Source organism: Pseudomonas sp. GYB4201 (assembly GCF_056312595.1).
In genome coordinates this window covers 81,352-104,550 of record NZ_JBWGIG010000005.1, presented here as the reverse complement: position 1 = coordinate 104,550, position 23,199 = coordinate 81,352, and the positions used below count along the sequence as shown (strand labels likewise).

28 protein-coding genes are annotated in these 23,199 nt (G+C 63.5%); 13 read left to right on the top strand and 15 right to left on the bottom strand.

Annotated elements, in window-relative coordinates:
- Positions 1-94: 94 nt before the first annotated feature.
- Together AC0Z2B_RS06485 and AC0Z2B_RS06480 are read left to right on the top strand one after the other, a co-directional pair.
- Positions 95-541: a DoxX-like family protein gene (locus tag AC0Z2B_RS06485; RefSeq protein WP_476295633.1), complete on the top strand. Its 447-nt coding sequence runs from the start codon at positions 95-97 to the stop codon at positions 539-541.
- Positions 538-1,005 carry a DUF2269 family protein gene (locus AC0Z2B_RS06480; protein ID WP_476295632.1) on the top strand — a complete coding sequence of 156 codons (468 nt, stop codon included), beginning with the start codon at positions 538-540 and terminating at the stop codon, positions 1,003-1,005. Before AC0Z2B_RS06485 ends, AC0Z2B_RS06480 begins: the two co-directional genes overlap by 4 nt.
- Positions 1,006-1,183: 178 nt before the next feature.
- Here the strand turns inward: AC0Z2B_RS06480 and cysN are convergent, their stop codons facing one another.
- The 3 genes from cysN to AC0Z2B_RS06465 form a co-directional block, all read right to left on the bottom strand.
- Positions 1,184-3,085, bottom strand: coding sequence for a sulfate adenylyltransferase subunit CysN (gene cysN / locus AC0Z2B_RS06475; protein ID WP_476295631.1), 1,902 nt, complete (start codon positions 3,083-3,085; stop codon positions 1,184-1,186).
- Between the two features lie 14 nt (positions 3,086-3,099).
- A complete protein-coding gene (cysD, locus tag AC0Z2B_RS06470) occupies positions 3,100-4,017 on the bottom strand; it encodes a sulfate adenylyltransferase subunit CysD (RefSeq protein WP_476295630.1) in 918 nt (305 codons plus the stop codon).
- A gap of 145 nt (positions 4,018-4,162) precedes the next feature.
- On the bottom strand, positions 4,163-4,921 hold the full coding sequence (locus tag AC0Z2B_RS06465) for a Nif3-like dinuclear metal center hexameric protein (RefSeq protein ID WP_416426861.1): 759 nt from the start codon (positions 4,919-4,921) through the stop codon (positions 4,163-4,165).
- Between the two features lie 115 nt (positions 4,922-5,036).
- Here AC0Z2B_RS06465 and algW point away from each other — a divergent pair, with 115 nt between their 5' ends.
- The gene (gene algW / locus AC0Z2B_RS06460; RefSeq protein WP_416426862.1) at positions 5,037-6,200 is read left to right on the top strand and encodes a Do family serine endopeptidase AlgW; all 1,164 of its coding nucleotides are present in this window, start codon (positions 5,037-5,039) and stop codon (positions 6,198-6,200) included.
- A gap of 117 nt (positions 6,201-6,317) precedes the next feature.
- Here the strand turns inward: algW and hisC are convergent, their stop codons facing one another.
- The 10 genes from hisC to AC0Z2B_RS06410 all read right to left on the bottom strand — a co-directional run bounded on the left by hisC (position 6,318) and on the right by AC0Z2B_RS06410 (position 14,263).
- Positions 6,318-7,361, bottom strand: a complete 1,044-nt coding sequence (gene hisC / locus AC0Z2B_RS06455) for a histidinol-phosphate transaminase (RefSeq protein WP_476295629.1) — start codon at positions 7,359-7,361, stop codon at positions 6,318-6,320.
- 3 nt (positions 7,362-7,364) lie between these two features.
- Positions 7,365-8,693, bottom strand: coding sequence for a histidinol dehydrogenase (hisD, locus tag AC0Z2B_RS06450; protein WP_473004451.1), 1,329 nt, complete (start codon positions 8,691-8,693; stop codon positions 7,365-7,367).
- Positions 8,694-8,831: 138 nt separating this feature from the next.
- Positions 8,832-9,467 carry an ATP phosphoribosyltransferase gene (hisG, locus tag AC0Z2B_RS06445; protein ID WP_249671737.1) on the bottom strand — a complete coding sequence of 212 codons (636 nt, stop codon included), beginning with the start codon at positions 9,465-9,467 and terminating at the stop codon, positions 8,832-8,834.
- Between the two features lie 119 nt (positions 9,468-9,586).
- The gene (gene murA / locus AC0Z2B_RS06440; RefSeq protein ID WP_027976827.1) at positions 9,587-10,852 is read right to left on the bottom strand and encodes a UDP-N-acetylglucosamine 1-carboxyvinyltransferase; all 1,266 of its coding nucleotides are present in this window, start codon (positions 10,850-10,852) and stop codon (positions 9,587-9,589) included.
- Positions 10,853-10,874: 22 nt separating this feature from the next.
- A complete protein-coding gene (locus AC0Z2B_RS06435) occupies positions 10,875-11,114 on the bottom strand; it encodes a BolA family protein (RefSeq protein ID WP_027976826.1) in 240 nt (79 codons plus the stop codon).
- A 120-nt stretch (positions 11,115-11,234) separates the two neighbouring features.
- Positions 11,235-11,540 carry an STAS domain-containing protein gene (locus AC0Z2B_RS06430; RefSeq protein ID WP_416426865.1) on the bottom strand — a complete coding sequence of 102 codons (306 nt, stop codon included), beginning with the start codon at positions 11,538-11,540 and terminating at the stop codon, positions 11,235-11,237.
- Positions 11,537-12,178 carry an MlaC/ttg2D family ABC transporter substrate-binding protein gene (locus AC0Z2B_RS06425; RefSeq protein WP_416426866.1) on the bottom strand — a complete coding sequence of 214 codons (642 nt, stop codon included), beginning with the start codon at positions 12,176-12,178 and terminating at the stop codon, positions 11,537-11,539. The genes AC0Z2B_RS06430 and AC0Z2B_RS06425 overlap by 4 nt, the downstream gene beginning before the upstream one ends.
- Positions 12,179-12,189: 11 nt before the next feature.
- Entirely contained in the window at positions 12,190-12,657 is a 468-nt protein-coding gene (gene mlaD / locus AC0Z2B_RS06420) for an outer membrane lipid asymmetry maintenance protein MlaD (protein WP_416426867.1), read from the bottom strand.
- Positions 12,657-13,454, bottom strand: coding sequence for a lipid asymmetry maintenance ABC transporter permease subunit MlaE (mlaE, locus tag AC0Z2B_RS06415; RefSeq protein ID WP_416426868.1), 798 nt, complete (start codon positions 13,452-13,454; stop codon positions 12,657-12,659). The genes mlaD and mlaE overlap by 1 nt, the downstream gene beginning before the upstream one ends.
- A complete protein-coding gene (locus AC0Z2B_RS06410) occupies positions 13,454-14,263 on the bottom strand; it encodes an ATP-binding cassette domain-containing protein (RefSeq protein WP_473004452.1) in 810 nt (269 codons plus the stop codon). Before AC0Z2B_RS06410 ends, mlaE begins: the two co-directional genes overlap by 1 nt.
- A gap of 231 nt (positions 14,264-14,494) precedes the next feature.
- On the opposite strand from AC0Z2B_RS06410, the gene AC0Z2B_RS06405 reads away from it, so the two are divergent.
- The 10 genes from AC0Z2B_RS06405 to AC0Z2B_RS06360 all read left to right on the top strand — a co-directional run bounded on the left by AC0Z2B_RS06405 (position 14,495) and on the right by AC0Z2B_RS06360 (position 21,542).
- Entirely contained in the window at positions 14,495-15,469 is a 975-nt protein-coding gene (locus AC0Z2B_RS06405; RefSeq protein WP_476295628.1) for a KpsF/GutQ family sugar-phosphate isomerase, read from the top strand.
- On the top strand, positions 15,469-15,993 hold the full coding sequence (locus tag AC0Z2B_RS06400; protein ID WP_476295627.1) for a KdsC family phosphatase: 525 nt from the start codon (positions 15,469-15,471) through the stop codon (positions 15,991-15,993). The genes AC0Z2B_RS06405 and AC0Z2B_RS06400 overlap by 1 nt, the downstream gene beginning before the upstream one ends.
- Before the next feature lie 8 nt (positions 15,994-16,001).
- The gene (lptC, locus tag AC0Z2B_RS06395) at positions 16,002-16,574 is read left to right on the top strand and encodes an LPS export ABC transporter periplasmic protein LptC (protein WP_476295626.1); all 573 of its coding nucleotides are present in this window, start codon (positions 16,002-16,004) and stop codon (positions 16,572-16,574) included.
- On the top strand, positions 16,561-17,100 hold the full coding sequence (gene lptA / locus AC0Z2B_RS06390) for a lipopolysaccharide transport periplasmic protein LptA (protein WP_416426873.1): 540 nt from the start codon (positions 16,561-16,563) through the stop codon (positions 17,098-17,100). Before lptC ends, lptA begins: the two co-directional genes overlap by 14 nt.
- A complete protein-coding gene (gene lptB / locus AC0Z2B_RS06385; protein WP_416426874.1) occupies positions 17,100-17,825 on the top strand; it encodes an LPS export ABC transporter ATP-binding protein in 726 nt (241 codons plus the stop codon). The genes lptA and lptB overlap by 1 nt, the downstream gene beginning before the upstream one ends.
- Positions 17,826-17,996: 171 nt before the next feature.
- Entirely contained in the window at positions 17,997-19,493 is a 1,497-nt protein-coding gene (locus tag AC0Z2B_RS06380; protein ID WP_416426875.1) for an RNA polymerase factor sigma-54, read from the top strand.
- A 111-nt stretch (positions 19,494-19,604) separates the two neighbouring features.
- Positions 19,605-19,913 carry a ribosome hibernation-promoting factor, HPF/YfiA family gene (gene hpf / locus AC0Z2B_RS06375; protein WP_416426876.1) on the top strand — a complete coding sequence of 103 codons (309 nt, stop codon included), beginning with the start codon at positions 19,605-19,607 and terminating at the stop codon, positions 19,911-19,913.
- A gap of 12 nt (positions 19,914-19,925) precedes the next feature.
- Complete coding sequence (ptsN, locus tag AC0Z2B_RS06370; protein ID WP_416426877.1) at positions 19,926-20,390, top strand: PTS IIA-like nitrogen regulatory protein PtsN; 465 nt, start codon at positions 19,926-19,928, stop codon at positions 20,388-20,390.
- 2 nt (positions 20,391-20,392) lie between these two features.
- Complete coding sequence (gene rapZ / locus AC0Z2B_RS06365) at positions 20,393-21,250, top strand: RNase adapter RapZ (protein ID WP_416426878.1); 858 nt, start codon at positions 20,393-20,395, stop codon at positions 21,248-21,250.
- A 16-nt stretch (positions 21,251-21,266) separates the two neighbouring features.
- Entirely contained in the window at positions 21,267-21,542 is a 276-nt protein-coding gene (locus tag AC0Z2B_RS06360; protein WP_416426879.1) for an HPr family phosphocarrier protein, read from the top strand.
- Positions 21,543-22,139: 597 nt separating this feature from the next.
- Here the strand turns inward: AC0Z2B_RS06360 and AC0Z2B_RS06355 are convergent.
- Both AC0Z2B_RS06355 and AC0Z2B_RS06350 read right to left on the bottom strand, forming a co-directional pair.
- Positions 22,140-22,751 (bottom strand): superoxide dismutase, encoded by a 612-nt coding sequence (locus AC0Z2B_RS06355; protein WP_476295624.1) that lies wholly within the window; start codon positions 22,749-22,751, stop codon positions 22,140-22,142.
- Position 22,752: 1 nt separating this feature from the next.
- Positions 22,753-23,184 carry a hypothetical protein gene (locus AC0Z2B_RS06350; protein WP_416426881.1) on the bottom strand — a complete coding sequence of 144 codons (432 nt, stop codon included), beginning with the start codon at positions 23,182-23,184 and terminating at the stop codon, positions 22,753-22,755.
- Positions 23,185-23,199 lie beyond the last annotated feature (15 nt).

The following is a 23,199-nucleotide window of genomic DNA, read 5'->3' as shown; positions in this document are numbered from 1 at the left end:
GAGATAGGCAGGAGTGCTGTCAGGCTTTTCTTTATTGCTGTACACGACATAAAGCGTGGCGCCTGAAGCGACATTCTAAACAGGTTCGACAAATATGGCGCACCTTCGCGCCAGCAAATGGCAGAATGCCACCCTCCCCTTGAAGGAACGCAGCATCGAGATGGATATCCCTTGCCCCTGGCTGCGCCCCGCCTTGCTGGCCGCTCTATTCTTTACCTGGTTGTGGACCGCCCTCACCTGCGTGGGGCCAGGCTATGAATGGGGTATGCGGATAATGGCCGAAGCAGGCGCCACCGGCGGGTTGGCAACGCTGGCGGTCATCGGCGGCGCCGGGTGCGACGCAGCGCTGGCCATCGGCCTGCTGTGCAAACACTGGCGCCGCCAGGTGCTGATGGCGCAACTGGTGTTGATGGCGGCCTACACGCTATTCATCACTGTGGTACTGCCCCACTACTGGTTCGATCCCTATGGCGGGGTATCCAAGAACCTGGTGCTGATGATCGTCACCCTGTGGCTATACGTCCAGGAGGCTCGCCCGTGAGCCTGTACCTGACCCTCAAGACCCTGCATATCCTGTCCTCCACAGTGCTATTTGGCACAGGCCTGGGTTCGGCCTATTACGCCCTGCGGGCATGGCGCAGCGCGAACGTCGCAGTGATTGCCGCCACCTTCCGCCACCTGGTGTTCGCCGACTGGGCGTTCACTGCTATGGCCGCGGTGTTCCAGCCGCTCAGCGGGCTGGGCCTGGTGCACGTGGCCGGTTGGCCACTGATGAGCCCATGGTTGCTTTGGAGCATGGGCCTGTACGTGTTCGCGGGGCTGTGCTGGCTGCCGGTGGTGTGGCTGCAGATTCGCGTGCACCGGTTGGCCGAGCAGGCGCTGGCACAAGGCACGCCAATGCCGTTGAATGCGCGACGCTACATGGCATGGTGGTTCGGCCTGGGATGGCCGGCATTCCTGGCATTCATCGCGATTTTCTACCTGATGGTGGGCAAGGGCGCGTAACCCCGTAGCAGCTGCCGCCAGGCTGCGTCGGGGCCCAACGCGGTGTACCTGATGTGCTGCGGTGCCCGGGACGCGGCCTGCGGCCGCTGCTACGGGGTTATTCGGCGATAATGCGAACAGCACTTATGAAAAAGCCCGCGGCTCTGGCGAGGCGCGGGCTTTTCCTACAGCGGGGGGCTTAGATGGCGCCGCGCGAGCGCAGCAGGTCCAGCACCTGTTTCACGCCATCTTCCAGCGAGACGCTCTGGGTGTCGACCACCAGGTCAGCGTTCAATGGCACATCGTACGGGAAGGACTCACCCGGGATGTTGTCGCCATCGGCAGCGTACAGGCCTTGCGGATCGCGCTCGCGGCACGCCTGTGGCGACGCCTGCACGTAGACGGTCAGCAGGCGGTCGGCGCCGATCAGCGCCTTGGCCTGTTCGCGGCCTTCGGCGTCCGGCGCCACGAAGGCGGCCAGGGTCAGCAGGCCGGCTTCGTTGAACTGGCGCGCCACGTGGGCGGCACGACGCCAGTTCTCGGTACGCCCGGCGCGGTCCTGCGGCAAGCCCTTGTTCAGGTCGTGACGCAGGTTCTGGCCGTCCAGCACGAACACCGCGCGGCCCATGTCGAACAGCTTGCGCTCCACGGCGTAGGCCAGGGTGCTCTTGCCGGCGCCCGACAGGCCGCTGAACAGCACGGTGGCCGGCTTCTGGCCGAAGCGCAGGGCGCGCTCCTCGGTGGCCACGTGGGCCAGCTTGCCGTGATGGCCTGCCGCGCCGTGCGGTACCACTGGCGGGGCGATGATCATGCCGGCGCCGACGGTGCCGTTGGTCAGGCGGTCGATGACGATGAACGCACCGGTGGTGCGGTTGCTGTCGTAACCGTCCAGGGCGATGGCGCTGTCCAGCGCGACCTTCACGCGGCCGATCTCGTTCAGGGCCAGCGCGCTGCCCGGGCCTTCGGCCAGGGTGTTGACGTCGACCTTGTGGACGATGCTGGCAATGCTACCCGGCACGTAGCTGGTGGCACGCTTGATGTCGTATTTCTTGCCCGGCAGCATCGGTTCTTCAGCCATCCACACCAGCATGGCGTCGAAGCTGTCGGTCACCGTTGGCACGTTGTCGGCATGCACCAGCAGGTCGCCACGGGAGATGTCGATCTCGTCTTCCATGGTCAGGGTCACGGCCTGGCCTGGGCCGGCCTGCTCCAGCTCACCTTCGAAGGTGACGATGGACTTGACCCGGCTGCTCTTGCCCGACGGCAGCACCACGACTTCGTCGCCCTTGTGCACGACGCCGCTGGCCAGGGTGCCGGCGAAGCCACGGAAGTTCAGGTTCGGACGGTTGACGTACTGCACCGGGAAGCGCAGGTCGGTCAGGTTGCGGTCGCCCGAGACTTCCACGGTTTCGAGGATTTCCATCAGCGACTGGCCGATGTACCACGGCGAGCGCTCGCTGCGGTTCACCACGTTGTCGCCCTTGAGGGCCGACATCGGCACGAAGTGCAGGCTGCTCGGCTTCAGGGCGATACCTTCGGCGAACTTCAGGTAATCAGCCTTGATCTCCTCGAACACACCTTCGTCGAAGCCCTTCAGGTCCATCTTGTTGATGGCAACCACGATGTGCTTGATGCCCAGCAGCGAGGCGATGTAGCTGTGGCGACGGGTCTGGGTCTGCACGCCATAGCGGGCGTCGACCAGGATGATCGCCAGGTCACAGGTGGAGGCACCGGTGGCCATGTTGCGGGTGTACTGCTCGTGGCCCGGGGTGTCGGCGATGATGAACTTGCGCTTGGCGGTCGAGAAGTAGCGGTACGCCACGTCGATGGTGATGCCTTGCTCGCGCTCGGCCTGCAGGCCGTCCACCAGCAGCGCCAGGTCAATGTCGTCACCGGTGGTGCCGACTTTCTTCGAGTCACGGGTGATGGCTTCCAGGTGATCTTCGTAGATCATCTTGGAGTCGTGCAGCAGGCGCCCGATCAGGGTGCTCTTGCCGTCGTCGACGTTGCCACAGGTCAGGAAGCGCAACAGCTCCTTGCGCTCGTGCTGGCCCAGGTAGGCGAGGATGTCCTCGCTGATCAAATCGGATTGATGCGACATGGTTCGACCCTAACTTAGAAATAGCCCTGACGTTTCTTGTCTTCCATCGAACCGGCGCCATCGTGGTCGATGACCCGGCCCTGGCGCTCGGAAGTTCGCGTCAGGAGCATTTCCTGAATGATGTCGGTCAGGCTCTCGGCCTCCGACTCCACCGCGCCCGTCAACGGGTAGCAGCCAAGGGTACGGAAACGCACTTTCTTTTTGACGATCTGCGCCTTCTCTTCCTCGGTGAGGTGCTCGAGGATGCGATCGTCGTCGATCATGATCAAGGTGCCGTTCTTCTCGATCACTTCGCGCTCGGCGGCGAAGTACAGCGGCACGATCGGGATACCTTCCAGGTAGATGTACTGCCAGATATCCAGCTCGGTCCAGTTCGACAGGGGGAACACGCGAATGGATTCGCCCTTGTTGACCTTGCCGTTGTACACGTTCCACAGCTCGGGGCGCTGGTTCTTCGGGTCCCAGCGGTGCTTGCTGTCACGGAACGAGTAGACACGTTCCTTGGCCCGCGACTTCTCTTCGTCGCGGCGCGCGCCACCGAAGGCGGCGTCGAAGCCGTACTTGTCCAGCGCCTGCTTGAGGCCCTGGGTCTTCATGATGTCGGTGTGCTTGGAGCTGCCGTGGGTGAAAGGGTTGATGCCCTGCGCCACGCCTTCGGGGTTCACGTGCACCAGCAGGTCCAGGCCCAGTTCTTCAACCATGCGGTCGCGGAACTTGTACATCTCCTGGAACTTCCACTGGGTGTCCACGTGCATCACGGGGAACGGCAGCTTGCCGGGGAAGAACGCCTTGCGTGCCAGGTGCAGCATCACGGCGGAGTCTTTGCCGATGGAATAGAGCATCACCGGGTTATCGAACTCGGCGGCCACCTCACGGATGATGTGGATGCTCTCCGCCTCCAACTGTTTCAAATGCGTCAGTTTGTCGACCATGGCTACTCACGGGGATTACATTCGTTATGGACGGCCTGCGGGCCGTGTTCGAGCCGCCCACTCTAGCACAGCGGCATCTTCTATCTAATTGGGTGGTTAGAACGAAGCAGTATAAGAATATGCCTGGGAGTTTGGGCCCTCCCCATCAGATGGGGTTGGGGATGTCGATGAAGATATGCTCCAACGCGAAGCGCCGCGCCAGGTAGTCGCCCAGCGCCTGCACGCCGTAACGCTCGGTAGCGTGGTGGCCGGCGGCGATGAAGCTCACGTCGTTTTCCCGCGCGCTGTGGAAGGTCTGCTCGCTGGCCTCACCGCTGATGAACAGGTCGACGCCGGCGGCGATGGCCTGGTCGATGTAGCCCTGGCCGCCGCCGGTGCACCAGCCGACGCGACGGATCATGTCGCTGCCTTCGATCACCAGCGGCTCGCGGCCCATGACTTCCTGCACCCGGCGGGCGAAATCGCGGGCGGTCATGGGCTCGGCCAGGGAGCCTACCAGGCCCACTACCCGGGCATTATCCGGGTCCAGCGGGCCTTCCACGGTGATGTCCAGCTGGCGGGCCAACTGCACGTTGTTGCCCACGTCGGGGTGCAGGTCCAGCGGCAGGTGGTAGGCCAGCAGGCTGATGTCGTGCTTGAGCAGCGTCTTCAGCCGGCGCTGCTTCATGCCCACCACGCAGGGGTTCTCGCCCTTCCAGAAATAACCGTGGTGCACCAGCACCAGGTCGGCCTGGGCCTCCACCGCCGCGTCCAGCAAGGCCTGGCTGGCAGTGACGCCGCTGACGATGCGCATCACCTGCGGGCGCCCTTCCACCTGCAGGCCGTTGGGGCAGTAATCCTGGATTTTCGCGCTGTTGAGGTAACGGTCGGCTTCTTCGACCAGGGTGCTCAGGGCAACAGCCATAAAAGACTCCTAAATAGCAGTTCAGAGCGGCTAAAGCACTCGTATAATGGCGCCCATTATGAGCCACCCAGGCGGGTTTGGCTCACGCTCCGTGCAAACTCCCAGGATCCGTTAAATGTTCAAGGCACTGCGTTATTTTGGCTGGCCGCTGCTGACTGGTTTACTCATCGCATTGCTGATCATCCAGCGCTTCCCGCAACTGGTCGGGTTGCCGAGCCAGGACGTCAACCTGCAGCAAGTGGCCCAGACCTCCTCCAGCGTGGTCCAGGGCCCGGTCACCTACGCCGACGCGGTGGTGCTGGCCGCCCCGGCGGTGGTCAACCTGTACACCACCAAGGTGGTCAACAAGACCAACCACCCGCTGTTCGAGGACCCGCAGTTCCGCCGTTTCTTCGGCGACAACCTGCCCAAGCAGAAGCGCATGGAATCGAGCCTGGGTTCGGGCGTGATCATGAGCCCCGAAGGCTACCTGCTGACCAACAACCACGTGGTCACCGGCGCCGACCAGATCGTGGTGGCGCTCAAGGACGGCCGCGAGACCCTGGCCCACGTCATCGGCAGCGACCCGGAGACCGACCTGGCGGTGCTGAAGATCGACCTCAAGAACCTGCCGTCGATCACCATCGGCCGCTCCGACAACATCCGCATCGGCGACGTGGCCCTGGCCATCGGCAACCCGTTCGGCGTCGGCCAGACCGTGACCATGGGCATCATCAGCGCCACCGGCCGCAACCAGCTGGGCCTGAACACCTATGAAGACTTCATCCAGACCGACGCCGCCATCAACCCCGGCAACTCCGGCGGCGCGCTGGTGGACGCCAACGGCAACCTGACCGGCATCAACACCGCCATCTTCTCCAAGTCCGGCGGCTCCCAGGGCATCGGCTTCGCCATCCCGATCAAGCTGGCCCTGGAGGTGATGAAGTCGATCATCGAGCACGGCCAGGTCATCCGCGGCTGGCTGGGCATCGAAGTGCAGCCGCTGACTCAGGAACTGGCCGACTCCTTCGGCCTGAAGGACCGCCCAGGCATCGTCGTCGCCGGCATCTTCCGCGACGGCCCGGCGCAGAAGGCCGGCCTGCAGCTGGGTGACGTGATCCTGAGCATCGACGGCCAGCCCGCCGGTGACGGGCGCAAGTCCATGAACCAGGTGGCCCGCACCAAGCCCAACGACAAGATCAGCATCCAGATCATGCGCAACGGCAAGGAAATGAAGCTCACCGCCGAAGTAGGCCTGCGGCCGCCGCCGGCGCCGAGCGCCACCGAAGAAGTGCAGTAACGAAAAAGCCCGCGCAAGCGGGCTTTTTCATGGGGCGGGGTGCCCCGGACGCAGCCTTCGGCAGCTGCTACGCAAACTCCGTAGCAGCGGCCGCCAGGCCGCGTCAGGGTCGCCCTATCACAGCGCGTCCAGCAGCGCCCGGTTCTGCGCGGGCGTGCCGATGCTGATGCGCAGGAACTGGGCGATGCGCTGTTGCTTGAAGTGGCGCACGATCACGCCCTTCTCGCGCACCTTGGCGGCGATGGCTGCGGCGTCCTGCTGCGGGTGGCGGGCGAAGATGAAGTTGGCCGCCGACGGCAGCACTTCGAAGCCACGCTGCTGCAGTTCAGCCACCAGCTTGTCGCGGCTGTCGATCACCAGCTTGCAGGTGTGTTCAAAGTACTCGCGGTCCTTGAACGACGCTGCGCCACCGACGATGGCCAGGCGGTCCAGCGGGTAGGAGTTGAAGCTGTTCTTGACCCGCTCCAGCGCCTCGATCAGGTCCGGGTGGCCTACGGCCAGGCCCACGCGCAGGCCGGCCAGGGAGCGCGACTTGGACAGGGTCTGGGTGACCAGAAGGTTGGGGTAGCGGTTGACCAGGCTGATGGCCGTCTCGCCGCCGAAGTCGATGTAGGCTTCATCGACCACCACCACCGAATCCGGGCTGCCCTTCACCAGTTGCTCCACTGCATCCAGCGCCAGCAGGCAGCCGGTGGGGGCGTTGGGGTTGGGAAAGATGATGCCGCCATTGGGGCGGGCGTAGTCTTCGACGCGGATCTGGAACTGTTCGTCCAGCGGCACCTGCACGAAGTCAATGCCGTAGAGGCCGCAATACACCGGGTAGAAGCTGTAGCTGATGTCCGGGAACAGCAGCGGCGCGTCGTGCTGGAACAGGCCGTGGAAGATGTGCGCCAGCACCTCGTCCGAGCCGTTGCCCAGGAACACCTGGTTGGGCTGCACGCCGTAGAACTCGCACACCGCCTGCTTGAGCAGGTCGCTGTTGGGGTCCGGGTACAGGCGCAGGCTGTCACCCAGCTCGGCGCGCATGGCTTCGATCGCCTTGGGCGACGGGCCGTAGGGGTTTTCGTTGGTGTTGAGCTTCACCAGGTTGGCGACCTTGGGCTGCTCGCCCGGCACGTAGGGCACCAGTTCCTTGACGAAGGGGCTCCAGAATTTGCTCATGTCTCAGTTCCCTTGCTTGTCGTCGGCGAGAATGCGGTATTCGGCGCTGCGGGCGTGGGCGCTCAGCGACTCGCCGCGGGCCAGGATGGAAGCGGTCTTGCCCAGTTCGGACGCACCTTGCTGCGAGCAGAAGATGATCGACGAGCGCTTCTGGAAGTCGTACACGCCCAGAGGCGAGGAGAACCGCGCGGTGCCAGAGGTAGGCAGCACGTGGTTGGGGCCGGCGCAGTAGTCGCCCAGCGCCTCGCTGGTGTGGCGGCCCATGAAGATCGCGCCGGCGTGGCGGATCTGCGGCAGCCAGGCCTGGGGGTCGGCTACCGACAGCTCCAGGTGTTCCGGGGCGATGCGGTTGGCGACTTCGATGGCCTGCTGCATGTCCGCCACCTTGATCAGCGCGCCACGGCCGTTGATCGAAGTGTTGATGATCTCGGCGCGGTCCATGGTCGGCAGCAGTTTGTCGATGCTGGCGGCCACTTTGTCGAGGAACTCGGCGTCGGGGCTGACCAGGATGGCCTGGGCGTCTTCGTCGTGCTCGGCCTGGGAGAACAGGTCCATGGCGATCCAGTCCGGGTCGGTCTGGCCGTCGCACACCACGAGGATCTCGGACGGGCCGGCGATCATGTCGATACCGACCTGGCCGAACACGTGACGCTTGGCGGTGGCCACGTAGATGTTGCCTGGGCCGACCACCTTGTCCACCTGCGGCACGCTTTCGGTGCCGTAAGCCAGCGCGGCCACGGCCTGGGCGCCACCGATGGTGAACACGCGGTCGACGCCGGCGATGCAGGCGGCGGCCAGCACCAGTTCGTTCACCTCACCGCGCGGGGTGGGCACCACCATGACCACTTCGGTCACGCCGGCCACCTTGGCGGGAATGGCGTTCATCAGCACGGAAGATGGGTACGACGCCTTGCCGCCCGGCACGTACAGGCCGGCGCGGTCCAGTGGGGTGACCTTCTGGCCCAGCACCGTGCCGTCGGCCTCGGTGTAGCTCCAGGAATCCTGCTTCTGCTTTTCGTGGTAGCTGCGCACGCGGGCGGCGGCGGTTTCCAGGGCCTGGCGCTGCTCGGGGGTGATACGCGTCAGGGCCAGTTCCAGGCGCTCGCGGCCCAGGATCAGCTCGGCCATGGAAGCCACTTCCAGGCCGTCGAAGCGCTGGGTGAACTCCACCAGCGCCGCGTCGCCGCGCTCGCGCACGGCCTTGATGATATCGAGCACGCGCTGGTTGACCGAATCGTCGGACACGCTTTCCCAGCTCAGCAGATGATCCAGATGGCGCGCGAAGTCCGGATCAGTGGCGTCGAGTCGGCGGATTGCAGTGGACGTGGTCATAGCGGGCCTCAATAGTTGGCGAATGCTGAAAATAGCAAATCTCAGGCGCCGCTAGACTACCAAGCCATCCGCGTGGGCACCTGAGAATTCTGGCTATGACACGGATAGATGGGCGCGGCTCAAGGCCGCGCGAGTGGATCAGCCGCGGTGTCGCGACTCCACAGCCTTGCGCAGGGTGTCGATCAGCGCCTGGATGCGGGCGTGCTGCATCTTCATGGACGCCTTGTTGACCACCAGGCGCGAGCTGATGGTGGCGATCAGCTCCTGGGGTTCCAGGCCGTTGGCACGCAGGGTGTTGCCGGTGTCGACGACGTCGATGATCTTGTCGGCCAGGCCAATCAGCGGGGCCAGCTCCATGGAGCCGTACAGCTTGATGATGTCGACCTGGCGGCCCTGTTCGGCGTAGTAGCGCTTGGCAACGTTGACGAACTTGGTGGCCACGCGCAGGCGGCCCTTGGGCTCGACGGCACCGATGGCGCCGGCGGTCATCAGCTTGCACTTGGCAATCTGCAGGTCCAGCGGCTCGTACAGGCCCTGGCCGGTGTATTCCATCAGCACATCCTTGCCCGCCACGCCGAGGTCGGCGGCGCCATGCTCGACATAGGTCGGCACGTCGGTGGCACGCACGATCAGCAGGCGCACGTCGTCCTGGGTCGTGGGGATGATCAGCTTGCGGCTCTTATCCGGATTCTCGGTCGGCACGATGCCCGCCTCTGCCAGCAATGGCAGGGTGTCATCGAGAATGCGGCCCTTGGACAGCGCGATGGTCAACATGGAAAACGTCTTTCCTTAATCAGGATTGTGCCCGGTCGCAAACGGCGCCGGGCCACTGCCAGGCCCACAAGGCCTGGCTGGACAGATTCATGGGGCGCGTCCCTGCGCCCGGTAGCAGGTTAGCCCGGCACGCGACGGATCTTCGCGCCCAGCATCTGCAGTTTTTCCTCGATGCACTCGTAACCACGGTCGATGTGGTAGATGCGGTCGATCAGGGTATCACCCTCGGCCACCAGGGCCGAGATCACCAGGCTGGCCGAGGCGCGCAGGTCGGTTGCCATGACTGGCGCGCCCTTGAGCTTCTCGGTACCGGTGACGATGGCAGTGTTGCCCTCGACCTGGATGTGCGCGCCCATGCGGTGCATTTCATACACGTGCATGAAGCGGTTTTCGAAGATGGTCTCGATGACCGCGCCGGTGCCTTCGGCAATGGCGTTCAGGGAGATGAACTGCGCTTGCATGTCGGTCGGGAACGCCGGGTACGGCGCGGTGCGCACGTTGACGGCCTTCGGACGCTTGCCATGCATGTTCAGCTCGATCCAGTCCTCGCCCACGGTGATCTCGGCGCCCGATTCCTTCAGCTTCTCGAGCACGGCTTCGAGAATGGTGGGGTCGGTGTCCTTGACCTTCACGCGGCCGCCGGTGGCAGCTGCGGCCACCAGGTAGGTGCCGGTCTCGATACGGTCCGGCATCACCTTGTAGGTGGCCGAGTCCAGGCGCTTCACGCCATCGATGGTGATGGTGTCGGTGCCGGCGCCGTGGATCTTGGCACCCATGGCGATCAGGAAGTTGGCCAGGTCGACCACTTCCGGCTCGCGCGCGGCGTTCTGCAGCACGCTGCGGCCGTTGGCCAGGGCAGCGGCCATCATGATGTTCTCGGTACCGGTCACGCTGACGGTGTCGAAGAAGAAGTTGGCACCACGCAGGCCGCCTTCCGGCGCCTTGGCCTTGATGTAGCCGCCTTCCACGTCGATGACCGCGCCCATGGCTTCCAGGCCACGGATATGCAGGTCGACCGGACGCGAGCCGATGGCGCAACCGCCAGGCAGGGCGACTTCGGCTTCACCGAAACGGGCAACCATTGGGCCCAGCACCAGGATCGAGGCGCGCATGGTCTTCACCAACTCGTACGGTGCGACCAGGGTCTTGATGGTGCGTGGGTCGATTTCGACCGACAGTTTTTCGTCGATCACAGGCTCGATGCCCATGCGACCGAACAGCTCGATCATCGTGGTGATGTCGTGCAGGTGTGGCAGGTTGGCAACGGTTACCGGGCCATCGGCCAGCAGCGTGGCGGCCAGGATCGGCAGGGCAGAGTTCTTCGCCCCGGAAATGCGGATTTCGCCATCAAGACGAACGCCGCCAGTAATAATCAGTTTGTCCATAAGAATCTCGACGCCCTCAGGCTCAGGTGCGCTCAGCCCAGGCTGCGCTGCTGAAAAATTTCATTGTGACCGCATGGATGCTGCCATCGACGATCCAGGGATTGAGATGAGCATAGATCTGCTGCTGACGCTTGACCGGACTCAAGGCGGCCAGCTCGTCACTGATCACGTTCAATTGGAAGTTGCAGCCTTCGCCTTCAACTTCGACCTGGACATTTGCCAGCTGTGCTTCAAGGAAGCTTTTAACTTCTACGGCCTGCATGCTCAACCTCGATCGGCGCCCTGTGCGCGCGGGTCGGCCATCATACAAAAAAAGCCCCTCGCCTGCGAACCCTGGTTGCAAGGACTCGGACGGAGGGGCTTGTTCATTGTGCCTGAATGTTCACGCGGCCGACAAAATACCGCTCACCTGGCACACTTCGGCGATCTGCTGCATGTCGCGCGGCAAGCCCCGGATAGCCAGGGTCTTGCCGGCGGCGATGGCGTCGCGCTGCAGGCACAGCAGCAGGGAAAGCCCCACGCTGCTGGACTTGAGCACGCCCGAACAGTCGAGCACCAGGGCATTGCCGGGGCTGGCCTTGACCAGCTTCTGGCCCTGGTTGCGCAGGGCCTTGCCGGTGCTGTAGTCCAGCACGCCGGTCAACAGCAGCTCGCCGCCAGCGCCTTGGCTGATGGCTGCCTCAGTCATTGCGCAGCACCCGTGCCCTTCTCGGCCTTGGCCTTGGCCACTTCGCCAGCCCAGCCGTCGATGGTCTTGTCCAGGTTGTTGCCGTTGCGCTGCATGGCATCGGCGAACTGGTCACGGAACAGCTTGCCCAGGTTGATGCCGTTGACGATGACGTTACGCACTTTCCATTCGCCATTCAGCTTGACCAGGGTGTACTGGACCGGATAGACCGCGCCGCTGTCGCCCTTGACGGTCATGTCGACGCTGGTACGGTCGCCCTCGTCGCCCTTGGCCGGGCCAACGGTGATGCCCTGGTTGTTGTATTCGAGCAGTGCATTGCCATAGAACTGCATCAGGCCCTTCTTGAAGTTCTCTTCAAAACGGGTGATCTGTGCAGGGGTGGCGCCCTTCGAGTACTTGACGGTCATGATGCTCTTGGAAATGCCTTCCGCATCGACAGCCGGGCCGATGATGTTGTTCAAGGCGTCATAGAACTTGGTCGGATCCGCCTTGTACTGGGCCTTGTTCGCCGCCAGGTCTGCCAGCAGCTCCTTGGTGGTGCGATCCACCAGGTCATGGGCGGACTGGTCGGCAGCATTGGCCAACAGCGGCACACAGGCCAACAGCACCAGCAGGCCACGTCGCAGGATGGACATCATGGAGTAACTCCTCATTTGGCGTCTTTGTTAACGGTATTGAGCAGGAATTTGCCGATCAGGTCTTCCAGTACAAGGGACGACTGGGTGTCGTGAATGGTTCCGCCGTCCTTGAGCAGGGTGTCTTCACCGCCCACGCTCAGGCCGATGTACTTCTCGCCCAGCAGGCCAGCCGTCAGGATAGATGCAGTGGAGTCAGTCGGCAGGTTATTCACCTTCTTGTCGATCTGCATGGTGACGCGGCCGGTGAAGGTGTCACGGTCCAGGTCAATGGCAGTGACCTTGCCCACGGTGACGCCGGCCATGGTGACCTTGGCGCGCACGGTCAGGCCGGCGATGTTGTCGAAGTTGGCGTACAGCTTGTAGGTATCGTTGGCGGCGCTGGTGGACAGGCCGCTGACGCGAAGGGCCAGCAGAATCAGTGCCAGAATCCCGGCCAGCAGAAACATGCCGACACCGATTTCCAGGGTGCGGTTTTGCATCAGAAATCTCCAAACATCAAAGCGGTCAGAATAAAGTCCAGGCCCAGGATGGCCAGCGAGGCATACACCACGGTCTTGGTGGTGGCCCGGCTGATGCCTTCGGAAGTCGGGTCACAGTCGTAGCCCTGGAACACGGCGATCCAGGTCACCACGAACGCGAACACCAGGCTCTTGACCACGCCGTTGAGGACGTCGTCGGTGAAATTGACGCTGTTCTGCATGTTGGCCCAGAACGAGCCGTCATATACGCCCAACCAGTCGATGGCCACCCACGAGCCGCCCCAGATACCCACGACGCTGAAGATCATGGCCAGGATAGGCAAGGAAATGAAGCCTGCCCACAGGCGCGGCGCAGCGATGTACTTGAGCGGGTCGACGCCGATCATTTCCAGGCTCGACAGCTGCTCGGTGGACTTCATGTTGCCGATCTCGGCAGTCAGCGCGGAGCCCGCGCGGCCAGCGAACAGCAAGGCGGTGACCACCGGGCCCAGCTCGCGCAGCAGGGTCAGGGCGACCATCTGCCCCACGGCCTGCTCGGAACCGTACTTGGTGAGGATGCTGAAGCCCTGCAGGGCCAGCACCATGCCGATGAACATGCCCGACACGACGATGATCAGCAGCGACATCACGCCGACCGAATACAGTTGCTTGACCAGCAGTTGGAAGCCACCGCCCACGCCACGACGCCCGACCAGCGCATGCATCAGGAACAGCCCGGAACGCCCCAGCACCGCCAGCATGTCGATGGCCGCGCGGCCGAACAGGCGAATGCGCTCCAGTAGTGATTTCTTGCGCATCAGCGCGTCCCCAGAAGATCGGCGCGGTAGTCCGGCGCCGGGAAATGGAAAGGAACCGGCCCGTCGGGGTCGCCTTTCATGAATTGGCGAATGCGAGGATTGTCCGCCGCCATCAGTTCCTGCGGCGTACCTTGCCCCAGCACCTGCCCGTCACCCACCACATAGATGTAGTCGGCGATGCTGGCGGTTTCGGCCAGGTCATGGGAGACCACGATGCTGGTAATACCCAAGGCATCGTTGAGCAGGCGGATCAGGCGCACCAGCACGCCCATGGCGATAGGGTCCTGGCCGACGAATGGTTCGTCGTACATGAGGATCTGCGGGTCCATGGCAATGGCGCGGGCCAGGGCCACGCGACGCTTCATGCCACCGGACAGCTCGTCGGGCATCAGTTCCACGGCACCGCGCAGGCCAACGGCCTGCAGCTTGAGCAGGACGATGTCGCGGATCATTTCCTCGGGCAGGTCGGTATGCACCCGCAGCGGGAACGCCACGTTCTCGAACACGTCGAGGTCGGTGAACAGCGCGCCGCTCTGGAACAGCACGCCCATGTGCTTGCGGGCGTCGAACAGGTCGCTACGCGACAGCGCCGGCAGGTTCTGGCCATTGACCCAGACCTCGCCGCCACTGGGGCGCAACTGCGCGCCCATCAGGCGCAGCAGGGTTGTCTTGCCGCAGCCGGAAGGTCCCATGATACCGGTGACCTTGCCTCTTGGAATGCGGATATCGACATTGTTGAAGATACTCCGCGAACCGCGCTTGAAGGACACACCCTTCAGCTCGACCGCGTAGTCATTATCGGCACTCATCTAAACTCCTTGCGATGCAGCCTGTCCTCGGACGCTTTCCCCCGTCGCGAAGACACGCGCGCTTCTGGCGGGCCAACTGGCGGCGAACTATATCACCCCAGACACACGCGCCCCAAGGCCGTTCCAAAAGCGAATAAGCAACAAGACATTTAATGGATGACGATCGAACGTGAGGGTTTCGATCAATACGGCTATAATCGCCGCCTTTTCATCAGGCAATACGTTTCCGACATGAGCCAATCCAGCGACCTGATCCAATCGGCACAGCGCACCATCCGCCTTGAACTCGAGGCGGTAGAGGGCTTGCTGGCCCATATTGATGCCGACTTCGTCCGCGCCTGCGAAATGATCCTCGCCAGCAAGGGCCGCGTCGTCGTGGTCGGCATGGGCAAGTCAGGGCATATCGGCAACAAGATCGCCGCGACCCTGGCCAGCACCGGCACCACGGCGTTTTTCGTGCACCCGGCCGAGGCCAGCCACGGCGACATGGGCATGATCACCCGCGATGACATCATCCTGGCCCTGTCCAACTCCGGCTCCACGAATGAAATCGTCACCCTGCTGCCGCTGATCAAGCGCCTGGGCATCAAGCTCATCAGCCTTACCGGCAACCCCGACTCGCCGCTGGCCAAGGCCGCCGAAGTCAACCTGGACGCCCGCGTGGCCCATGAGGCCTGCCCGCTGAACCTGGCGCCCACCTCCTCCACCACCGCGGCACTGGTGCTGGGCGATGCCCTGGCCATCGCCCTGCTGGAGGCACGCGGCTTCACCGCCGAGGACTTCGCCTTCTCGCACCCCGGTGGCGCCCTGGGCCGCCGCCTGCTGCTCAAGGTGGAGAACGTGATGCATGCCGGCGAGGAACTGCCGCAGGTGGTTCGCGGCACGCTGCTCAAGGATGCGCTGATGGAGATGACCCGCAAGGGCCTGGGCATGACCGTCATCCTTGAAGAGGATGGCCGCCTGGCCGGGATCTTCACCGACGGCGACCTGCGCCGCACCCTGGACCGCACCATCGACGTGCACAGCGCGCGCATCGAGGAAGTGATGACGCCCCACGGCAAGACCGCCCGCGCCGAGATGCTCGCCGCCGAGGCCCTGAAGATCATGGAAGACCACAAGATCAGCGCGCTGGTGGTGGTCGACAAGCAGGACCGCCCGGTTGGCGCCCTGAACATGCACGACCTGCTGCGCGCCGGAGTAATGTAATGACCCAGCACCTGTTGCAACGCGGCCGCGCCGTGAAACTGGCGGTGTTTGACGTGGACGGCGTCCTGACCGATGGCCGCCTGTACTTCTGCGAAGACGGCAGCGAGATCAAGACGTTCAGCACCCTGGACGGCCAGGGCATCAAGATGCTGATCAACTCGGGCGTGGCCACGGCGATCATCACCGGGCGCAAGAACCCGATCGTCGAGCGCCGGGCCAAGAGCCTGGGCATCGCCCACCTGTACCAGGGCCGCGAAGACAAATTGGTGGCACTGGACGACCTTCTGGCGCAACTGGGCCTAAGCTATGAACAGGTAGCCTACCTGGGCGACGACCTGCCGGACCTGGCTCCCATCCGCCGCGTCGGCCTGGGCATGGCCGTGGCCAACGCCGTGCCGTTCGTGCGCGAGCACGCCGATGGCGTGACCCAGGCCCGTGGCGGCGAAGGCGCGGCCCGCGAGTTCTGCGAGCTGATCCTGCGCGCCCAAGGCAACCTCGAAGCGGCCCTGGCCGCCTATTTATAGAGTTTCCCATGCCGAGCAAAAAACTGCGCAATCTCCTGCTGTTCTGTGTCGTCGTGGCGATCTTCGTCTCCGTCGGCTACTGGAACATCAACCCGGACACCTTCCTCGACAAGCCTGCGGCTGCAGTCGACGAAAGTGCCATCGACTATTACGCCATCAACGCCCACGCTGTGCAGTACCTGCCTGACGGCGGCGTGCAGTACCGCATGACCGGTGACAAGGTCGAGCACCTGCAGGCCAGCCAGATCACCAAGGTGACCAACCCGGACATGAACCTGTACCGCGGCACCGTGTACCCCTGGCACGTGACCAGCGACCACGGCGAAGTGAACCCCGACGGTACCCAGGTCGAGCTGATCGACAACGTCCGCGTGGCCCGCACCGACCAGAAAAACCGTCCTACCCTGATTACCACCACGCGCATGACGGTATTCCCACAACAGCAATATGCGCAGACTGACCGAGACGTTAGAATCGACGGCGCCGGTGGCGTCTCGACGGGCACGGGCATGAAGGCATATTTGAAAGACAGCAAGATCAACTTGCTGTCCAACGTAAGAGGACTGTATGAGGCTCGCTAAAACCCTCCCTTTATTGCTCTCCCTGGGCTCTGCACTGGGGAGCGCTGGCGCCTGGGCACTGCCAACGGATCGCGACCAGCCGATCCACATCCAGTCCGACGACGCACAACTGGATGACAAGCAGGGCGTGGCCGTCTACAAGGGCAACGTCATCATCACCCAGGGCACCATGAAGATCACCGGCAACACCGTGACCATCACCCGCAACGCCCAGGGCGACGTCGACACCTTCACCTCGGTGGGCAACCTGGCTTACTACGAGCAGAAGCCGGCGATCGACAAGCCCATCGTCCAGGGCTACGGCAAGACCATCCAGTATTTCTCGGCGCAGAACCGCATCATCCTGATCGACCAGGCCAAGGTGGTGAACGACGGCAACACGTCCGAAGGCGAGAAGATCGTCTATGACACCGTCAAGCAGGTAGTGAACGCCGGCCGCGCCACGGGCGCCAAGGTCACGCCACGACCACGCATCGACATGGTCATCCAGCCGAAAAGCAAAACCGACCAGCAGCAGGGCAAGTAATGGCTATCCTCAAAGCCCAGCACCTGGCCAAGGCCTACAAGGGCCGGCAAGTGGTGCGTGACGTCAGCATGTCCATCGAAAGTGGGCAGATCGTCGGCCTCCTGGGGCCTAACGGCGCCGGCAAGACCACCTGCTTCTACATGATCGTCGGCCTGGTGCGCGCCGATCAGGGCCGCGTGCTGATCGACGACCTGGACGTGAGCCACCAGCCCATGCACGGTCGCGCTCGCTCGGGCATCGGCTACCTGCCGCAGGAAGCCTCGATCTTCCGCAAGCTGTCGGTCTCCGACAACATCATGGCCATCCTGGAAACCCGCCCGGAGCTGGACAAGGCCGGCCGCGTGAAGGAGCTGGAAAGCCTGCTGCAGGAATTCCACATCACGCACATCCGCGACAACCTGGGCATGAGCCTGTCGGGCGGCGAGCGGCGCCGGGTGGAAATCGCCCGCGCGCTGGCCACCGCGCCCAAGTTCATCCTGCTGGACGAACCCTTTGCCGGTGTCGACCCGATCTCGGTCGGTGACATCAAGCAGATCATCCACCACCTCAAGAACAAGGGTATCGGCGTGTTGATCACCGACCACAACGTTCGCGAGACCCTGGATATCTGTGAAACCGCTTACATCGTCAACGATGGCCAGCTGATCGCCGAAGGCGATGCCGAGACCATCCTGGCAAACCAACTGGTGAAAGAGGTTTACCTCGGCCACGAGTTCCGCCTGTAACGGCGAGGTGTTTGGCTGGTTGCCCGGGGCGTGCCGCGAATTAATTGCGGTGTCGCTCTAGGCAAACACTTCGGTTTCAGGCATATAATTTGCTTACGACAAAAGCCGAGAGCCTCGGCGCCCGTAGTGGATGGCGCTTTGCGCCGGCGAATAAGGTGTTAAGCCCCTGCCATGAAACCATCGCTCGTCCTAAGAATGGGCCAGCAACTGACGATGACACCGCAGTTGCAACAGGCCATCCGCCTCCTCCAGCTCTCCACCCTGGACCTCCAACAGGAAATCCAGGAGGCCCTGGAATCCAATCCGATGCTCGAACGCCAGGAAGAAGGCGACGACTTCGACAACAGCGACCCCATGGCCGACAAGGCCGAGCAACAGGTCACGCCGGAAATCCAGGAGCCCAGCTACCAGGAAACCTCCGCCCCCACCGTCGACAACCTCGAAGACGGCGAGTGGAGCGAGCGCATTCCCAACGAGCTTCCCGTCGACACCGCCTGGGAAGACATCTACCAGACCAGCGCCAGCAGCCTGCCCAGCAACGATGACGACGAATGGGACTTCACTACCCGCACGTCGGCCGGCGAAAGCCTGCAGAGCCATCTGCTGTGGCAACTCAACCTGGCGCCCATGTCCGACACCGATCGCCTGATCGCGGTCACCCTGATCGACTGCATCAACAACCAGGGCTACCTGGACGAGACGCTGCAGGAGATCTGCGACTCCTTCGACCCGGAACTGGACATCGAGCTGGACGAAGTGGAAGCCGTGCTGCACCGCATCCAGCAGTTCGAGCCCGCCGGCATCGGCGCCCGCGACCTCAGCGAATGCCTGCTGCTGCAACTGCGCCAGATGCCCCCGCGCACGCCGTGGCTCAGCGAGGCCCAGCGCCTGGTGGCCGACTACATCGACCTGCTGGGCAGCCGCGACTACAGCCAGCTGATGCGCCGCATGAAGCTCAAGGAAGACGAGCTGCGCCAGGTCATCGAACTGGTGCAGAGCCTCAACCCGCGCCCTGGCTCGCAGATCGAGTCCAGCGAAGCCGAGTACGTGGTGCCCGACGTCATCGTGCGCAAGGACAACGAGCGCTGGCTGGTGGAGTTGAACCAGGAGGCCGTGCCGCGCCTGCGCGTCAACCCGCAGTACGCCGGCTTCGTGCGCCGCGCCGACACCAGCGCCGACAACACCTTCATGCGCAACCAGTTGCAGGAGGCGCGCTGGTTCATCAAGAGCCTGCAGAGCCGCAACGAGACCCTGATGAAGGTCGCCAGCCAGATCGTCGAACACCAGCGCGGTTTCCTCGACTACGGCGACGAGGCCATGAAGCCGCTGGTGCTGCACGACATCGCCGAGGCGGTGGGCATGCACGAGTCGACCATTTCGCGGGTGACCACGCAGAAATACATGCACACCCCACGTGGCATCTACGAACTGAAATACTTTTTCTCCAGCCACGTCAGCACCTCCGAGGGCGGAGAATGCTCGTCCACGGCGATCCGCGCGATCATCAAGAAACTGGTTGCCGCGGAAAATCAGAAAAAGCCATTGAGTGACAGCAAGATCGCTGGTTTACTGGAGGCACAAGGCATCCAGGTAGCCCGCCGCACTGTCGCCAAGTACCGTGAATCCCTAGGGATCGCGCCGTCCAGCGAACGCAAGCGGCTGATGTGAATCCTGGCAGCGCCAACGCGCTGCCAGTGGGCTTGCCGGATGTGCCACAGCGTTCCAGTGGCAGGTTAACCAACCTGTCTCTTTATGCACTGGCAATAAGGAGAAAGCGGTATGCAAGTCAACATCAGTGGACATCAACTGGTTGTGACCGACGCCATGCGCACTTACATCGGTGAGAAACTCGACCGATTGGAGCGCCATTTCGACAAGATCACCAACGTGCAGGTCATCATGGAGGTCGAGAAGCTGAAACAGAAAATCGAGGCCACCCTGCGCGTACCCGGTGGCGAAGTCGTGGCAAACGCGGAACATGATGACATGTACGCGGCCATCGACCTGCTGACCGACAAGCTCGACCGCCAACTCAAAAAGCATAAGGAAAAACAGCAGAGTCTGCTGCAAGGCCAGACCGCCCGCTGACACTCCCCCCTCATGATCCGACTTGAAAACATCCTGACCCCCGGCCGTTCCCTCGTGAACGCGCCGGGCGGCAGCAAGAAGAAAGTACTCGAACACATCGCCACCCTCATCGCCCGGGAAGTCCCGGGCCTTGAGATGCAGGTAGTGTTCGAAAGCCTGGTCGCCCGCGAAAAACTGGGCTCGACCGGTTTTGGCAACGGTATTGCCATCCCCCATTGCCGCCTGGTTGGCTGCACCACGCCGATCAGCGCCCTGCTGCACCTGGAGAACAAGATCGACTACGACGCCATCGACGGCGCCCCGGTCGACCTGGTCTTCGTGCTCCTGGTGCCCCAGGAAGCCACCAATGAACACCTGGCGTTGCTGAGCCAGATCGCCGGCATGCTCGACCGCGCCGACGTGCGCGAGCGCCTACGCTCGGCAAAGAGTAGCGACGCCCTCTACCAGGTTGTGCTGGACGAACAGAAAGGTCATTGACCATGCGCCTGATCATCGTCAGCGGCCGCTCCGGCTCGGGCAAAAGCACCGCGCTGGACGTGCTGGAAGACAACGGTTTCTACTGCATCGACAACCTGCCGGCCGGCCTGCTGCCGGAACTGGCCGAGCGCGCCCTGATCCGCACCGAGCTGGCCCAGCCGCTGGTGGCCGTGTCCATCGATGCGCGCAACCTGCCCAGCGACCTGTCGCGCTTCCCGCAGCTGCTGCAGGAAGCCCGCGACAAGCACATCCAGTGCGACGTGCTGTACCTGGACGCCGACGAAGAAACCCTGCTCAAGCGCTTCTCCGAGACCCGCCGCCGCCACCCGCTGAGCAACGCCAGCCGTTCGCTGGCCGAAGCCATCCGGGTGGAAACCGACCTGCTCAGCCCGATCGCCGACCTGGCTGACCTGAAGATCAACACCACCCACCTGAACCTGTACCAGCTGCGCGACTCGCTCAAGCTGCGCCTGCTGAACAAGCCGGAGCCGGGCACCGCGTTCCTGGTGGAATCATTTGGTTTCAAGCGTGGCATGCCGGTGGACGCCGACCTGGTGTTCGACGTGCGCTGCCTGCCCAACCCCTATTGGAAGCCGGAACTTCGCGACCATTCAGGCCTGGAGCAACCGGTCATCGACTACCTGGCCGCGCAGCCCGACGTCGAGGAGATGTACCAGGACATCTCAAGCTACCTGCTCAAGTGGTTGCCGCGCTTCGCCGCCAGCAACCGCGCCTACGTCACCATTGCCATCGGCTGCACCGGCGGGCACCATCGCTCGGTCTACCTGACCGAACGCCTTGGCCAGGCCCTGCAGCAGACGCTCAAGAATGTTCAGGTTCGCCACCGCGACCTCAGTTGAAAGGATCCCCACCGCGATGCCTGCTCGTGAAATCGAAATCATCAACAAGCTTGGCCTGCACGCCCGCGCGGCCGCCAAGTTCGTCGGCGTCGCCGGCCGCTTCGGCAACTGCCAGGTCCGCATCGGCCGCAACGCCGACAGCATGATCGACGGCAAGAGCATCATGGCCGTCATGATGCTGGCCGCCGGCAAGGGTACCCAGGTGTACCTGTCCACCGAAGGCGAGGAACAGGACGAAGCCATGGCGGCGATCGTCGAGCTGATCAACAACAAGTTCGACGAAGGCGAATGACCGCCCTGCCCCACCCCAACAAAAAGCCCGGCCAAGTGCCGGGCTTTTTGTTGGGCATATCGCCGAGACACTGATCTGCGTAGCCGCTGCCGAAGGCTGCGCTGGCCCCGCCCCTCGCTGGAGATCTCTAGCGTACATGAGGACCAGCGCAGCCTGGCGGCAGCGGCTACACGGCAGCCAAAGACATCGGCAATAGCTGGCCGGCCATTCGACGTTTAATAGCCCGCTTGGCACGACATCGCTGCTTCGAGCTCTGAGAATTTCTTTGTAATCACGTTTCGCATCACTCCCGACTGTCACGCTGCAAAGAGCGAAAAATCATCCCACCTAGCTGGCTGATCTGCGACGACATTTCCGTGAGATTTTGTTACCTACCACAACCCCGTAGCAGCGGGGGGGCGCGCCCCGGCCCGGGCGCGCCGACGCGGCGCGGCCGCCAGGCCGCGTCCCGGGGCACACTGCGGACGCGGCCTGGCGGCCGCTGCTACAGGGGTGGCGCGAAGCGCGCCAGGGCTTCGGTGATGATAATGGCCGCGCCCGCCAACAGCAGGGCGCTGCCCAGGATCAGCCGCAGCCGGGTCAGCAGCAGGCGCCGATTCAAGCCAGCGCTGCCTTGTAGCGCCGCTCTACCTCGGCCCAGTTGACCACGTTGTAGAAGGCATTGATGTATTCAGGGCGACGGTTCTGGTACTTCAGGTAGTAGGCGTGTTCCCACACGTCCAGGCCCAGGATCGGCGTGTTGCCGTGCATCAGCGGGCTGTCCTGGTTGCCGCTACTTTCCACCACCAGTTGCTTCTGCGGGGTCACGCTCAGCCATGCCCAGCCGCTGCCGAAGCGGGTCAGCGCGGCCTTGGTGAAGGCCTCCTTGAACGCGTCGAAACCACCCAGCTGCTTGTCGATGGCTTCAGCCACGCTGCCTTGGGGCAAGCCGCCGCCCTTGGGCGCCATCACGTCCCAGAACAGCGAGTGGTTGGCGTGCCCGCCACCCTGGTTGACCACCGCCGGCTGCAACTTCTCGGGCAACTGCTTGACGCTGCCGACCAGCTTGTCGATCGGCCACTCGGCGTACTCGGTGCCTTCCACGGCGGCGTTGAGGTTGTTGATGTAGGTCTGGTGGTGCTTGGTGTAGTGGATTTCCATGGTGGCCGCGTCGATGTGCGGTTCCAGGGCATCGTAGGCGTAGGGCAGCGCAGGCAAGGTATAGGGCATTTCAATGGACTCCGTGTTGGGGGGCCGCGCGGCCCCGGGTTTCCTGGCCGAACAACAGCCGGCTGGTGCGCGGGTATTCGCCGTATTCGCTGATGAAGGCCAGCAACTCGGCGTAGGTCTTGCTGCTGTGGCGCAGCGCTGCCTCACGCAGCGCCGGGGTAAGCCGCGGGTCCTGGGCGGCCTGCAGCAGGCGCTGGTGGATGGCGCACAGGTACTCGGCGCTCTCCTCCGGCTGCATCAGGCGCAGGTGCAGGTCGGCCAGGTTGTGATGGGAAATCACGCACGCCGCCACCGCTTCGTCGACATCCGCCCAGCGCTCGAACAGCACCTGGGCCAGCGCGAGGGCCTGCAGGTACAACTCCCGCGCATCGACCAGGTCACCGCGGGCGAAGCAGGCGTTGGCCATTTCGATGGTGCGTTTCCAGTGCTGCATGGTGTGCCTCCGAAG